The organism is Streptomyces phaeoluteigriseus (genome assembly GCF_001896135.2).
GTDB classification, from domain to species: Bacteria; Actinomycetota; Actinomycetes; order Streptomycetales; family Streptomycetaceae; genus Streptomyces; species Streptomyces phaeoluteigriseus.
Genome location: NZ_MPOH02000008.1, coordinates 109,617 through 123,708 on the forward strand (window position 1 = coordinate 109,617; position 14,092 = coordinate 123,708).

The 14,092-nt window shown below is 72.6% G+C and carries 10 protein-coding genes and 2 pseudogenes; 11 read left to right on the forward strand and 1 reads right to left on the reverse strand.

What is annotated here, in order from left to right; all coding sequences use genetic code 11:
- Nucleotides 1–36 precede the first annotated feature (36 nt).
- The 6 genes and pseudogenes from BM536_RS07605 to BM536_RS07625 all read left to right on the forward strand — a co-directional run bounded on the left by BM536_RS07605 (nucleotide 37) and on the right by BM536_RS07625 (nucleotide 10,150).
- The gene (locus BM536_RS07605; RefSeq protein WP_158086509.1) at nucleotides 37–4,641 is read left to right on the forward strand and encodes a non-ribosomal peptide synthetase family protein; all 4,605 of its coding nucleotides are present in this window, start codon (nucleotides 37–39) and stop codon (nucleotides 4,639–4,641) included.
- A 116-nt stretch (nucleotides 4,642–4,757) separates the two neighbouring features.
- Complete coding sequence (locus tag BM536_RS07610) at nucleotides 4,758–5,981, forward strand: 3-deoxy-7-phosphoheptulonate synthase (protein WP_094102720.1); 1,224 nt, start codon at nucleotides 4,758–4,760, stop codon at nucleotides 5,979–5,981.
- Nucleotides 5,978–7,468, forward strand: a complete 1,491-nt coding sequence (locus tag BM536_RS07615) for a chorismate-binding protein (protein ID WP_342748786.1) — start codon at nucleotides 5,978–5,980, stop codon at nucleotides 7,466–7,468. Before BM536_RS07610 ends, BM536_RS07615 begins: the two co-directional genes overlap by 4 nt.
- Nucleotides 7,392–7,976 (forward strand): aminodeoxychorismate/anthranilate synthase component II, encoded by a 585-nt coding sequence (locus BM536_RS44285; RefSeq protein WP_342748787.1) that lies wholly within the window; start codon nucleotides 7,392–7,394, stop codon nucleotides 7,974–7,976. Before BM536_RS07615 ends, BM536_RS44285 begins: the two co-directional genes overlap by 77 nt.
- Entirely contained in the window at nucleotides 7,973–8,590 is a 618-nt protein-coding gene (locus BM536_RS07620; RefSeq protein WP_073490959.1) for a flavin reductase family protein, read from the forward strand. Before BM536_RS44285 ends, BM536_RS07620 begins: the two co-directional genes overlap by 4 nt.
- Nucleotides 8,580–10,150: pseudogene (locus BM536_RS07625) on the forward strand (4-hydroxyphenylacetate 3-hydroxylase N-terminal domain-containing protein). The gene BM536_RS07620 and the pseudogene BM536_RS07625 overlap by 11 nt, the downstream one beginning before the upstream one ends.
- 86 nt (nucleotides 10,151–10,236) lie before the next feature.
- Here the strand turns inward: BM536_RS07625 and BM536_RS07630 are convergent.
- Complete coding sequence (locus BM536_RS07630; RefSeq protein ID WP_073490993.1) at nucleotides 10,237–10,905, reverse strand: O-methyltransferase; 669 nt, start codon at nucleotides 10,903–10,905, stop codon at nucleotides 10,237–10,239.
- Nucleotides 10,906–11,157: 252 nt separating this feature from the next.
- Between BM536_RS07630 and BM536_RS07635 the strand changes: the two genes are divergently transcribed.
- The 5 genes and pseudogenes from BM536_RS07635 (at nucleotide 11,158) to BM536_RS07650 (ending at nucleotide 13,960) form a co-directional block, all read left to right on the forward strand.
- Nucleotides 11,158–11,658 carry a VOC family protein gene (locus BM536_RS07635; RefSeq protein ID WP_094102722.1) on the forward strand — a complete coding sequence of 167 codons (501 nt, stop codon included), beginning with the start codon at nucleotides 11,158–11,160 and terminating at the stop codon, nucleotides 11,656–11,658.
- Between the two features lie 121 nt (nucleotides 11,659–11,779).
- Entirely contained in the window at nucleotides 11,780–12,607 is an 828-nt protein-coding gene (locus tag BM536_RS07640; protein WP_073490961.1) for a hypothetical protein, read from the forward strand.
- Between the two features lie 44 nt (nucleotides 12,608–12,651).
- Nucleotides 12,652–13,068 (forward strand): annotated as a pseudogene (locus BM536_RS44290) (LLM class flavin-dependent oxidoreductase); the annotation flags it as partial.
- 113 nt (nucleotides 13,069–13,181) lie between these two features.
- Nucleotides 13,182–13,550, forward strand: a complete 369-nt coding sequence (locus BM536_RS44295) for a hypothetical protein (protein ID WP_342748788.1) — start codon at nucleotides 13,182–13,184, stop codon at nucleotides 13,548–13,550.
- Nucleotides 13,547–13,960, forward strand: a complete 414-nt coding sequence (locus tag BM536_RS07650) for a PhzF family phenazine biosynthesis protein (protein ID WP_079274865.1) — start codon at nucleotides 13,547–13,549, stop codon at nucleotides 13,958–13,960. Before BM536_RS44295 ends, BM536_RS07650 begins: the two co-directional genes overlap by 4 nt.
- Nucleotides 13,961–14,092: the final 132 nt, after the last annotated feature.

The following is a 14,092-nucleotide window of genomic DNA, read 5'->3' on the forward strand; positions in this document are numbered from 1 at the left end:
TGACGGCCGGTGGATCTCTGCAGAGGACAACGACCGGTGAACTCCCCCCTCGAAACCGCTGTACTCGACCTTGCCCGGACCGCTCTCGGCAGCGCCGACCTCACCGCGCAGGAACCACTCGCCGACCCGTGCGACCGCCCGGAGGTGCTCGACGGCCTCGCCGCCACGCTGACGGCGGTGTTCGCCGTCGAGGTGACCGGTGCCGACCTGGCGGCCGGCGCCACCGTCGCCGACGTGGCCGGACGCCTGGCCGACCGGCGCGGAGCGCCCCGGGAACCGGAACTGCGCGCCGGTCTCGCCCCACGCGACGGGCGGGCCGTGGAGGCGTCGTACGGCCAGAGCGGCATCTGGCTGATCGACCAGTACCTGCCCAACCCGGCCGCCTACAACGGCCCGTTCTTCGTCCGGCTGCCGTTCCCGGCCGACCCCGAACGCCTGCACGCGGCGGTGCGCGGGGTACTGCGCCGCCAGGACGTCCTGCGCACCACCTACACCCTGGACGGCGGCACGCTCCGGCAGAACGTCTCGCAGGACGACGACGCGGTCCTCTTCGACGTCGCCCGGTACGGCGACGACAAGGAACTCGACGCCCTGGTGCACCGCGTGGCCAACCTCCGCCTCGACCTGGCATGCGGACCTGTCGTCGCCGTGACGTGCGCCCTGGGGCCCGCGGAGCAGTCGGCCGTGATCTGCAACATCCACCACATCGCCTCCGACGCGGCCTCCGCCGGCATCTTCGTGCGGGAACTCCTCGACGCCTACGACCGCATCGGCCGCGGCCTGCCGGTCGAGGCCGACTCGCTGCGGCCCACCTACGCGGACTTCAGCCAGTGGTACCGCGACCGGCTCACCGACGAGGTCCTGACCCGCTCCCTCGACCACTTCGCCGACCGGCTCGCCGGGGAGCTCCCGGTGCTCGACCTGCCTACCGACCGGCCCCGCCCCCCGGTGCAGCGGCACCGCGGCGGCACCCTCGCACTGCACCTGCCGGCCTCCCTGGCGGACGACTTCGAGGCGCTCGCCCGGGACGAGGGCGTCACCCTGTTCATGGCCCTCGTCGCCGCCTACGCGGTGTTCCTCTCCCGGCACACGCGCCAGCGGCGTGTACTGATCGGCAGCCCTGTCTCGCTCCGCGACGACCCGGCCACCGACGACCTGATCGGCTACTTCGTCAACCTGGTCGTACTGGCGCAGGAGATCGACGACCGGATGACCGTCCGGGACGTGCTCAGCCAGGCACGCCAGGAGGTCGGCGACGCGCTGCGGCACAAGTGGGCCCCCTTCGAGAAGGTGGTCGAGCGCCTCCAGCCGCCGCGCAGCAACGGCTACACGCCACTCGTGCAGACCATGCTCGTGCTCACCCAGAACGGCTCCGGGATCCACCACGGCGGCACCGAACTGCGCGTCGAGCGCGGCGCCGCGCACGGCTCCAAGTACGACCTGTCCCTGGTCTTCGAGCGTGCACCCGACGGCCTGCACTGCCTGATCGAGTACGACGCGGACCTCTTCGACGAAGCGACCGTACGGGCCATGGGCGGCCGACTGCGGCACATGATGGAGCAGTTCGTCCGGCACCCCGACGCGGCGCTGCACGAACTGGAGGCGCTCGGCGCCGAAGAGCGCAGTGCCGTGCTCGCCCGCGGGGACCTGACCGCGCACGCCGCGCACGACGCCCCCGTCATGGAGCTCTTCGAGGCCCAGGTCCGGGCGACCCCCGACGCCGTGGCGCTGGAGGACGACGACACCGCCGTGACCTACCGGGAACTCGACGAGCGCGCCAACCGGCTCGCCCACGTCCTGCGCGCCTGTGGCGCGGCGCCCGGCACCCGGCTCGGCATCTGCCTGCCGCGCTCCCGCGACATGGTCGTCGCCCTGTTGGCCGTCCTGAAGACCGGAGCGGCGTACGTCCCGCTCGACCCGTCCTACCCCCGCTCGCGGCTCAGCCACACCCTGCGTGACGCCGATGTCCTGGTGACCGTCACGGACAGCACGCTGGCCGGTGAACTCCCGCCCGGTGAGGAGCTTTTCCTCCTCGACCGCAACACCGAGCGGATCGCCGCGGCACCCGCCATCGGACTCGGCCGCACCAAGACACCCGACGACGAGATCTACGTCGTGCACACCTCGGGCTCCACCGGCCTGCCCAAGGGTGTCGTCATCGCCGACCGGACCGTGGCCAACCTCGTGCGCGCCCAGCACCGCTGCTCCCCGTGCGGGGCGACCGGGCGGACGCTGCAGTACATGTCGCTGTCGTTCGACGTCTCCGTCATGGAGATCCTCGGCACCCTGTGCGTCGGCGGCACCCTCGTGCTCGTCCCCGAGGAGCTGCGCAAGGACCTGCACGCCCTGGCCGGCTTCCTCGCGCGGCACCGCGTCAACCGCGTCTACCTGCCCTACATCGCGCTCCAGCAGCTGGCCTCGCTGATCACCGACGCCGGTCTGCGCCTGGACGACCTGCGCGAGGTCACCTCCGTGGGCGAGGCCCTCGTCGTCTCCCCGCAGATCAGGCAGTTCGCCGCCCGCCACCCGGCGCTCCGGCTGGTGAACATGTACGGCCCCTCGGAAACCCACCTGGCCAGCTGGCACCCCCTCACCGGCGCGCCCGCCACCTGGCCCGACACCCCGCCGATCGGCCGCCCGGTGGACGGTGTACGGCTGCTGGTCCTCGACGCCCACCTGTGTCTCGTACCCCCCGGCGTCCCGGGCGAGCTGTACATCGGCGGGCCCGTGCTGTCCCCCGGGTACCGCAACCGGCCCGAGGAGACGGCCCGCCGCTTCCTGCCGGACCCCTTCGGCGGTCCCGGCGAACGGCTGTACCGCACCGGGGACCTGGTGCGCTGGAACGGCGACGGGGATCTTGAGTACCTCGGCCGGACCGATGACCAGATCAAGATCCGCGGCTACCGGATCGAGCCTGCCGAGATCGAGGCCGCGCTCGACGACCTGGACGGTGTCGCCTCCGCCGCGGTCACCGCCGTGGACCTCGCTCCCGGCGACCGCCGCCTCGTCGCGGTCCTGGAGTCCGCGCGGACCTGGCAGACCGCCGAGTTGCGCCGCGCGGTGTCCGGCACGCTGCCCGACTACATGGTGCCCGCACTGGTCGTCCCGGTGGAGCGCATGCCGACCACCCCGAGCGGGAAGATCGACCGCCGGGCCGTCGCCGGCCTGGCCGCGGCACGGGCGACCGAGGCGCGCACCGCACCCCCCGAACCCGCACAACCGCCCCGGCCCGGGCTCGAACAACGGATCGCCACCGAGTGGGGGGATGTGCTGAAGGTGTCCGCGGTGGGCCGGGACGAGGACTTCTTCGCCATCGGCGGCAACTCCATCATCGCCACCGAACTGGTCTACCGGCTGCGCCGGGCGTTCGACCAGGACCTCTCGCTGCGCGCCCTGTTCGAGAACCCCACGGTCGCGGGCATGGCCACCCGGCTCGGCACCGGCACGGCGCCGCCCACCACCGCCCCCGCCACGCTGCGGGCGGACGCGGAACTCACCGACGACCTGCCCGCCGTCACCGGCACCCCAGTGCCCGTCGCCCAGGCTGGCGACGTGCTGCTCACCGGTGCGACCGGCTTCCTCGGCGCCTACCTGCTGCGGGAACTGACCGCACGGCCCGGCGGCCGGGTGCACTGCCTGGTGCGGGCGGCCGACGCACGGGCCGGCACGGCCCGGCTGCGGGCCACCGCCGACCGCTACCTGCTGGACGGGCAGATCGACTGGGACCGGGTGCGCGCCGTGCCCGGAGACCTCGGCCGGCCCGGTTTCGCCCTGCCCGCCGAGGAGTACGACGCACTGGCCGGCACCGTCGACGTCGTCTACCACGCGGCCGCGCACATCAACTTCGTGCTGCCGTACGCCTCGGTGAAGCCGACGAACGTGGACGGCTTCCGCCACGTCCTGCGCTTCGCCGCCACCGACCGGCCCAAGCACCTGCAGTACATGTCCACCATCGCCGTGTTCGCACCGGGCGAGTCGCCCGGCGGCGCGGTCCTCACCGAGGACGACGTGCCCGACGCGTGCGAGAGGCTGGGCATCGGCTATACCCAGAGCAAGTGGGTCGCCGAACGCATGGCGCTCGCCGCCCGTGCCCACGGCGTCCCCGTCACCATCCACCGCATCGGGCGGATCTCGGGCGACAGCGTCACCGGCGCCTGCCAGAGCGACGACTTCCTGTGGCGGCAGATCAAGAGCTTCATCGAACTCGGCTCGGCACCGCCGGCCGAGGACCTGACCACCGATCTGCTGCCCGTCGACTTCGTCGCCCGCGCCGTGGTCGCCCTCGCCCGCCACCCCGCCACCCACAACCGCACTCTGCACGTGTTCCACCCGAGCGGATCGGACTTCACCCCGGTCCACGCGGCCCTCCGCGCCGACGGCCACGACCTCGAGATCGTCCCGGCCGACACCTGGCTGGCCCGGCTGGAGGAGTCCGCCCGACGCCCCGGCGGCAACGCCCTGGCGGCAGCCGTGCCCCTCTTCCGCGAGGGCGCCCTGGAACTCGGTGACAACACCTACGGCAACGCCGCCACCACCCGCCTGCTGACCGAACTCGACCTGGCGTGGCCCGCCATCGACCAGCAGGCGATCGCGCGGATGATCCGCTACTTCCGCTCCGCCGGAGAACTGGCCGGCGACTGAGGAGACCCCTGTGTCCCGGGCCCTCCCCACGGCGCGCCGACCCGGCGCCTACCGACCATCCATCAGCACGGCAATCGCCGCAGCGGTCGCCGGACACCGGAAAGCACGAGCAAGCCATGCCAACGAGCTCCTGCCCCGATACCGAATACGACAGCCTCATCCCCTCCGTGGTCGCGGCACTGCCGGCCGCCCAGCAGCCACAGTGGCCCGACCCCGGCCGTCTCGCCCAAGTCCACGCCGAACTGGCCCGCGCCGAACCGCTGGTGACCTACGACAGCGTGCTCGCCCTGCGCCGGCTGCTGTCCCGCGCCGCCGACGGTGAACTGTGCGTCCTGCAGGCCGGTGACTGCGCCGAGGACCCCGCCGAGTGCGACCCGGCCGCGATGGCCCGCAAGGCCGAGATGCTGGACGTCCTCAGCGACATCGTGCGCACCGGCGCCGGACGGCCCGTCGTCCGGGTGGGCCGGATCGCCGGACAGTACGCCAAACCCCGCTCCCAGCCGGAGGAGGAGCACGACGGCGTCCGGCTGCCGGTCTTCCGGGGTGCGCTGGTGAACGCCCCCGACCCCGACCCCGCAGCGCGCCGCCCCGACCCCGCCCGCATCCTCCGCTGCCACCGGGCCGCCCGGCAGGCCCTCGCCTCCCTCGACGGGCTCGGCCGCGGCGAGGGGTCGCCCGCCGACGCGCGGGTGTGGACCAGCCACGAGGCACTGCTGCTCGACTACGAACTGCCCCAGGTGCGCCGGCACCGCTCGGGCCGCAGCTACCTCGCCAGCACCCACTGGCCGTGGGTCGGCGAACGGACCCGGCAGCCCGACGGCGCCCACGTACGGCTGCTGGCGCACATGGACAACCCCGTCGCCTGCAAGATCGGCCCGACCACGACCGTGGAGCAGGTGCTCGCCCTGTGCGCCGCGCTCGACCCGGAGCGCTCACCGGGACGGTTGTCCCTGGTCGCCCGGTTCGGCGCCTCCCGCGTCCACGGCTTGGCCCCCCTGGTACGCGCGGTGCGGCGGGCCGGCCACCCGGTGCTGTGGCTGTGCGACCCGATGCACGGCAACGGGGAACGCACCGTGCACGGGCTGAAGACGCGTCGCCTCACCGCCGTCATGACGGAGATCAGCCGGTTCGTCGACATCGTCTCCGCCGAAGGGGGCCGCAGCGTCGGACTGCATCTGGAGGCGTCCCCGGACGACATCGTCGAGTGCAGCGGCGCCGGCTTCACCCCCGCGCCAGGACCGGCCTACCGCACCCTGTGCGATCCCCGGCTGAACCTGGTGCAGGCCGTCGCGGCGACCGCCTACTGGCGACTGCCCGCCGTCCTGGGGGCCGCCGCATGAACGGTCCCGCGCACAGCGCCCACGGCCTCGCCGCCCTGTTGCCCGCACCCGGCGCCCCGTTCGCACTCCTGCACCGTCCGGGCGCAGGACACCCCGACACCGTGGACGTCGTCAGCGGGCCCGTCCGCACCGCCGCCACGCTGGCCGACCTGCGCATGGACACCGCGCCCGGCCCGAACGCGCCCGCCGCCCCGCTGGACGGGCCGGGCCCCGCGCACCGGGTCCTCGCCCTGGTGCCGCACCGGCAGATCGCCGAACGCGGCTTCGCGGCCCCCGACGACGGCACCCCGCTGCTCGCCATGGACATCACCACCCAGCACACCGTCCCCCTGGACCGGCTGCTGGCGCTCCTGCCGGAGCGGGAACTGCACGTGGAGGAGGAAGGGTTCGACCTGGACGACGACCGGTACGCGGCCGGCGTCGACGCGCTCACCCGCCGGGAGATCCAGAGGGGCGAGGGCGCCAATTTCGTCCTCGCCCGCAGTCTGCACGGCCGGATCCGCGACTTCGACCGCACCCGGGCACTGGCCGCCCTGCGGCGGCTGCTGACCGCGGAGAGCGGCGCCTACTGGACGTACCTCGTCTGCACCGGCGACCGGTACCTGATCGGCAGCTCCCCCGAACAGCACGTGCGGGCGACCGGCACGCGGGTGTCGATGAACCCCATCAGCGGCACCTATCGCTACCCGCCCGGCAGCGGCCCGGACCGCGACGGCCTGCTGCGGTTCCTCGCCGACCCCAAGGAGATCCACGAGCTCTACATGGTCGTGGACGAGGAACTGAAGATGATGACCGAGCTGTGCGGGCCCCGGGTGAAGGTCTGCGGGCCCGAGCTCGCCTGGATGTCGCGCCTCGCCCACACCCAGTACCACCTGCACGGCGAGTCCGCGCTGCCGCTGACCGACATCCTGCGTGCCACACTGCCCGCGCCCACGGTGACGGGCAGCCCGGTGGAGAATGCCTGCCGGGTCATCGCCCGGCACGAACCCGCGGGCCGGGGTTACTACAGCGGCGTGCTCGCCCTGGCCGGCCGGGAGGACGGACGGCGCGCCCTGGACGCGGTCATCCTGCTGCGCACCGCCGACATCACCGCGGACGGCGCCGTACGCCTGACCACCGGTGCGACCGTGGTGCGCGACTCGGTACCCGCCGAGGAGGTCGCGGAGACCACGGCGAAGGCCGCCGGACTGCTCACCGCGCTGACCCGCGACGACCGCGCCCGTCTCCCGGCCCCCGCTGCCGCGGGCCCGGCCGGCTCGCTGGACGCGGACCCGGCGGTGCGTGGGGCACTGCGCGCCCGCAACGACGCCGTCGCCGCCTTCTGGCTCGGCGACCGGACACGCCCCGCCCAGGCCCCGCGGCCCCGGCCCGCGGGTGGCGGTGGTCGACGCGGAGGACCGGTTCACCAGCATGCTCGCCCAGCAGCTCGGCGCGGTGGGCTGCCGGGTCGACCTCCACCCCTGGTGGTCCGCCCTCGAGGTGGCTGACGACCCCGGCACCGTCCTGCTCCTGGGGCCGGGGCCCGGCGACCCCCGGGACGTGTCCGACCCCCGGGTGGCGCGGTTACGCTCGCTGGCCGCCCGGCGCCTCGCCCAGCGGCTGCCCCTGGCCGCGGTGTGCCTCGGCCACCAGGCTGTCTGCGGGGTGCTGGGATTGCGCCTGGTGCGGCTCGCACGGCCCCGCCAGGGAGCGCGGATGCGGGTCGGCCTGTGGGGGCGCGAGCGGCACGTCGGCTTCTACAACAGCTTCACCGCGCGCTGCGACACCGACCGGTGCACGCTGCCCGGGCCGGACGCCGCGGCCCGCGTGTGGCGCGAGGACGGGGGAGAGGTGGTCGCGCTGGACGGCCCGGGGCTGGCCACCGTCCAGTTCCATGCCGAGTCGCTGCTCACCGAGGACGGTCCGGACCTCCTGCGCGAACTGGTGGACCGGGCCCGCCGGACCGGGCAGCGCACCGGCGTCCTGACGTCCCATCGAGCGGAGGAGCACGCGTGAGCCCGACCCGAACCGCCCCCGCCACGGCCGGCACCGCCGTCGACCCGCGGGAATTGCGCCGCGCCCTCGGCCACTTCGCGACCGGTGTGACGGTCGTGACCTGCCGGCGCGGCACCCTGTTGCACGGGGCGACGGTGAACTCCTTCACCTCCGTGTCGCTCGATCCGCCGCTTGTCCTGGTCGCCCTGGACCGCCGCACCCGCCTGGCGGCCCTGCTGGACGACGGTTCCTTCGTCGTCAACCTGCTCGGCGAGCACCAGCAGGACCTGGCGCTGCACTTCGCGGGCCGCCCCTCGGCGCACGCCGTGCCCTGGGTGGACGGCGACGGCGACCGGCCCCGGCTGGACGGCACACTCGGTCACCTGGTGTGCCACCCGTGGCGCACCTACGACGGCGGCGACCACACGCTGCACGTCGGCCGCGTCGAGGAGTTCACCGCGGCCGGGGGCCGGCCGCTGCTGTTCCACTGCGGTCTCTTCCCCCGTCTGATGCCGGAGGAGCCGCAGCCGGAGGGGTCCGCCGCGGTGTGGTCGCTCTGTCTGGACGGCCCCGGACCGGCCATGGAGCAGTTCGTCACCGATCACGAGATACGGGAGCAGGGACATGGCAGCTGACAACGGACAGTCCGCAGCACCCGGCACGGCCGGGGAGCCCGTCGGCGGTGCTCGGGTCACCCGGCCGCTGACGGGGGACGAGTACATCGAGAGCATTCGCGACGGGCGCGAGATCTGGGCGTACGGCGAGAAGGTCGACGACGTCACCAAGCACCCGGCGTTCCGCAACACCGTCCGGATGACGGCCCGTCTGTACGACGCCCTGCACGACCCCGAGCACCACGACACCCTCACCGCGCCCACCGACACCGGCAGCGACGGCTTCACCCACAAGTTCTACCGGGTTCCGCGCAGCGTGCAGGACCTGGTGGGGGACCGGGACGCCATCGCCGAGTGGGCCCGGCTGACCTACGGCTGGATGGGGCGCAGCCCCGACTACAAGGCCAGCTTCCTGGTCACCCTCGGCGCGAACCCGGAGTATTACGGCGACTTCGCGGACAATGCCCGCCAGTGGTACGCCACCGCCCAGGAGCAGGTGCTGTTCTGGAACCACGCGGTGATCAACCCACCGGTCGACCGGCACCGGCCCGCGGACGAGGTCGACGACGTCTTCGTGCACGTCGAGAAGGAGTGCGACGACGGCCTGGTGGTCAGCGGCGCCAAGGTGGTGGCGACCGGGTCGGCGCTCACCCACTTCAACTTCGTGGCGCACTACGGACTGCCTGTGAAGAAGAAGGAGTTCGCCCTTGTCGCCACCCTGCCCCTGGGGGCACCTGGTGTGAAGCTGGTCTGCCGCCAGTCCTACGAGCTGGCCGCGAGCCGCACGGGCAGCCCGTTCGACTACCCGCTGTCAGCCGGCTCGACGAGAACGACACCATCTTCATTCTGGACAAGGTCAAGATCCCCTGGGAGAACGTCCTCATCTACGGGGACACCGCGCGGGCCGGCACGTTCTTGCAGACGTCCGGTTTCACCCACCGGCTCACCTTCCACGGCGTGACCCGGCTGGCCGTCAAACTCGACTTCCTCGCGGGCCTGTTGCTCAAGGGCCTGGAGGTGACCGGCACCAAGGACTTCCGGGGCATCCAGACCCGGGTCGGCGAGGTGCTCGCCTGGCGGAACATGTTCTGGGCGCTGAGCGACGCGATGGCACACAACCCGGACCCCTGGCACGACGGTGCCCTGCTGCCCAACCTCGACTACGGCATGGCGTACCGGTGGTTCATGACGGTCGGCTACCCGAGGGTGCGGGAGATCATCATGCAGGACCTCAGCAGCGGCCTGATCTACCTCACTTCGTCCGCCAAGGACTTCCAGGAACCCGAACTCCGGCCTCACCTGGATCGCTTCATGCGGGGCTCGGGCGGCTACGAGGCGGTGGAGCGCGCCAAACTCATGAAGCTCATCTGGGACTCGGTGGGCACGGAGTTCGCCGGACGGCACGAGCTGTACGAGCGGAACTACTCCGGCAACCACGAGAGCGTCCGCATCGAACTGCTGCACGCCCAGACGGCCTCCGGCCTCGTCGACCAGTACAAGGGGTTCGCCGAACAGTGCATGGCGGAGTACGACCTGGACGGCTGGACGGCCCCGGACCTGGTGCCGCCCGACATCGACTGAGCGGCGCCGCCCGCCGGCCGCCCGGCGAGCCGGACGGTGCGGCACGGGGCGGGGGAGGACCGCCCGCCCCGGCCGCTCCACCTGGCTCAACCGGTGATCAGGACCAGCGTGAAGCCGTCGTACCCCTTGGTGCCGACGGTCTGGATCGAGGTGGCGGTGACGTCCGTGCGGCCGGCCAGCAACTCGTGGAACCGGCGCACTCCCTGGACACCGGCGTCCGTGTGGTCCGGGTCGGTCACCGCGCCGCCCAGGACGACGTTGTCGACGACGACCACCGCGCCCGGCCGGGACAGCTTCAGCGCCCAGGTGAAGTACTCGGGGATGTCGGGCTTGTTGGCGTCCACGAACACCATGTCGAAGGGGGCGGTACCGGGCCGGTCCAGGGCGGGCAGGATGTCCAGCGCCCGGCCGACGTGCTGTTCGACGAGGTGGGCGACGCCCGCCTCGGCGAGGCGGGACGCGGCCGCGTCGGCGAAGGACCGCTCCCACTCGATGGTGACCAGACGGCCGTCCGGCGGCAGCGCGCGGGCCAGCCAGATGCTGCTGTAGCCGCCGAAGGTGCCGATCTCCAGGATGCGCCGCGCGTGGCCGATGCGAGCCAGCAGATGCAGCAGTTTGCCCTGCGGGGCACTGACGGCCAGGTCCGGCAGATCGAAGTGCTCATGGGCCCTGGCGGCTTTCGAGAGTGCTTCGTCCTCCTTCACGAGAAGGGAGCTGAAATAGGCGTCGACACTGTTCCATCGCTCTTGTTCCATGGCCACCATGATTCACGAGAAAATCGTGGATGGCAAGAGTGCAATTCGGCTGCAATGCTGTCGAGGATCTGTTGAATAAGCAGGTCAGCGGCCTGGTCGAGGCTGCCCTGAATTCCGGATCAGTGAATTGGAGGCGTTTTTCGAGGATATCCAGAAATTCCATGGGTACGGCATTGACTGCGGTCCTGGCCGCTCCCTAGCCTCTCTTTTCGGAACCCTGCGATAAACCATCCCCCCAAGGAGTGTCGCACCATGCGAGAAAGCTCGGCTTCCACACTGGAGGCACCCTCCGCGAAACTGGTGCCGGCGATGCACCACCTGGGCATCCAGACCGGCGACCTGGACAACTGCCTGGCCTGGTACAGGGACTTCTTCGGCTGCGCCGAGACGTGGACGCTCACCACCTTCTCGGACCTCACCCTCAGCAGGCTCCCGGGCATCACCCGGCTCACCGAGGTCAGCGTCGCCGACGTCCGCTTCCACCTGTTCGAACGCACCGGGCACGAGCCGGTGCTGCCCGGCGGTAGCAAGGCCCAGTTCCAGCACGTCTGCCTCGCCGCCGGATCCCCCGAGGAGCTGCGAGCCTGGCGCGACCGCTGGCTGGACCTGTACCGCTCGGGCCGCTACCACTTCGCGACCGACGAGCAGCCCACGGACATCGTGGTCGACGCCGACGGGGTGCACAGCTGCTACCTGTTCGACCCCAACGGCCTGGAGTTCGAGTTCACCTACGTCCCGGGAGGTGCCGCATGAGCGCCGGGCCGTGCAGGACCGTCACCGAACTGCCGGTGGCCGAGGGCTGGGCCTTCGGAGACTTCCCCTACGGCCTGGAGCCGCTGACCCTGCCCGACCCCCCGCACCGGCCCGCGGCGACGTGCCGGACGTACTGTGCGCGGAGCCCGCCGCCGGTTCGGCCGGGCCGCCCTGCCCGCGCACCGGACCGGCTCCCGGCCACCCCGAACTGGCCCACCAGCTCTTCTGGTTCCGTTGGATCACCGGGCACCAGGTGACCTTCGCCGTCTGGCAGTTACTCGGCCACGCGCTGCACCAGGCGCACGAGCGGCCGGACCCCGCCCCCTCGTTGAAGGCCATGACGGAACTCACCCGGGCCTACACGGCGATGCTGCTCTACACCAGCTCCTGCCCCAAGGACGTCTACGGCGACGTCATCCGGCCCAGCATGTTCCTGCAGCACCGCGGCTTCAGCGGCACCTGGGCACCGGACTTCGCCCCCGTCCGCCGGCTGCTGCGCGGCAGGAAGACACCGTGGCACGACACCCCCGAGGGCGGACGGCTGGCCGACGAGGTCCGCCTCTACCACCTGGTGCACTCGGGTGTCGCCGCGAAGCTCGTACCCGGCGGCAGGTCCCTGCTCCAGGACACCGTCCCGGCGGCCCGGCCCCACGACCCCCGGCTGCAGGCGCTGGTCTACGACAACTACTTCCTCACCCTGCGCGCCGACGTGCCGACCGCCGAGATCCTCGACCAGCTCCGGCGCCGGCTGACCGCGGTGCGCCTGGACGTCTCGGTCAACGGCCTGTACCCCGGACTGACCGAGCCCGAGGACGCCGCGCTCCCCGAGGAACTGCGCAGCGAGGACGCCCGGGCCTGCGAACGCGACTTCGACGCCGTGCTCGCCCGCGTCGACGGCCTGGCCGCCGCGCTCGACGAGCGGTTGCTCCACGGCAGCATCGCCCGCTGAGCCCGCGCCCCCCGGAAACACGACAGGAGAGGAGCTGACGGACCGTGCGGCACGGAGTCGTCGTCCTGCCCGAACAGCGCTGGTCACGGGCCCGCGAACAGTGGGTTCGTGCCGAGGAGTTCGGATTCGACCACGCCTGGACCTACGACCAGCTGATGTGGCGGTGGCTGCGCGACGAACCCTGGTTCGGTGCCGTGCCCACCCTGGCGGCGGCGGCCGAGGCCACCTCCACCCTCACCGTGGGCACCATGGTGGCCACCCCCACCTACCGGCACCCGGTGACGCTGGCCAAGGACGTGATGACGCTCGAGGACATCGCCGGCGGCCGCTTCATCTGCGGGCTGGGAGCCGGGGCCGGCGGCCTCGACGACCGCGTCGTGGACCCGACCGCCTACTCCCCGCGGCAACGTGCCGACCGTTTCGCCGAGTTCGTGGAGCTGCTCAACGAGCTGCTGACCCGGCCCAGCACCACGTACACGGGCACCCATTACGACGTCCGGGAGGTGCCCATGCACCCGGGCTGCCTGGCCACGCCCCGGGTGCGTTCGCCATCGCGGCGACCGGACCGCGCGGCATGCGGCTGGCGGCTCGCCACGCCGACCTGTGGGTCACCGCGGGGCGGCCCGGCGACTTCGACGCCCGGCCGTACGAGGAGACGCTGCCGGAGATCAAGGAGCAGCTGGCACGCCTGGACGAGGCGTGCGAGCGGACCGGACGCGACCCCTCCACCTTGCGCCGACTGCTGCTCACCGGTGCCATGGTGGGCGGCACCCTCGACTCCGTCGAGGCGTACCGCGACGCCGTCGGCCGCTTCGGCGAGCTCGGCATCACCGACTTCGTCGTGCACTGGCCCCGGCCGTCCTTCCCCTACCGGGGCAGCATGCGGGTGCTGGAGCGGATCGCGCGCGACGTGCTGACCGGCCGCAGCGAGGAGCAGCCGTGATCGACTACGAGATCGTCGACATGTTCACCGGCACCCCGTTCGAGGGCTGCGCGCTCGGGGTCGTCCCGGACGCGAGCGCACTCGACGACGCCGGCATGCAGGCCGTCGCCCGCGAGGTCGGTCTCACCGAGACCGCGTTCGTCCTGCCCCCCGACAGGGACGGTGCCACCCACCGGGTCCGGATCTTCACCCCGCAGCGGGAGTCGCCGTACGGCGGGCACTCCGCCGTCGGCACGGCCGCCACCCTGGTCCGCCTGGGCCGGCTGCGGGCGGGGGAGCTGGTCCAGGAGTGCGGCGGGCGGCTGATGGCGGTGCGCGCGAGCGCCCACCGGGCCACGCTCGCCGTGCGCGGTGAGCCGGCGCGCCCGCCGCCTGGGACGCGGAACCGCTGCTGGAGGCGTGCGGACTGACCGGGGACGATCTGGTGGCCGAGCCGTGCGTGACCGGTTTCGGGCCGGCGTTCCACGTGCTGCCCGTCGCGAGCGGGGCGGTCGCCCGCGCGGTGCACCAGCCGGCGCACCCCGTGTGGGCCGACTGCCCCG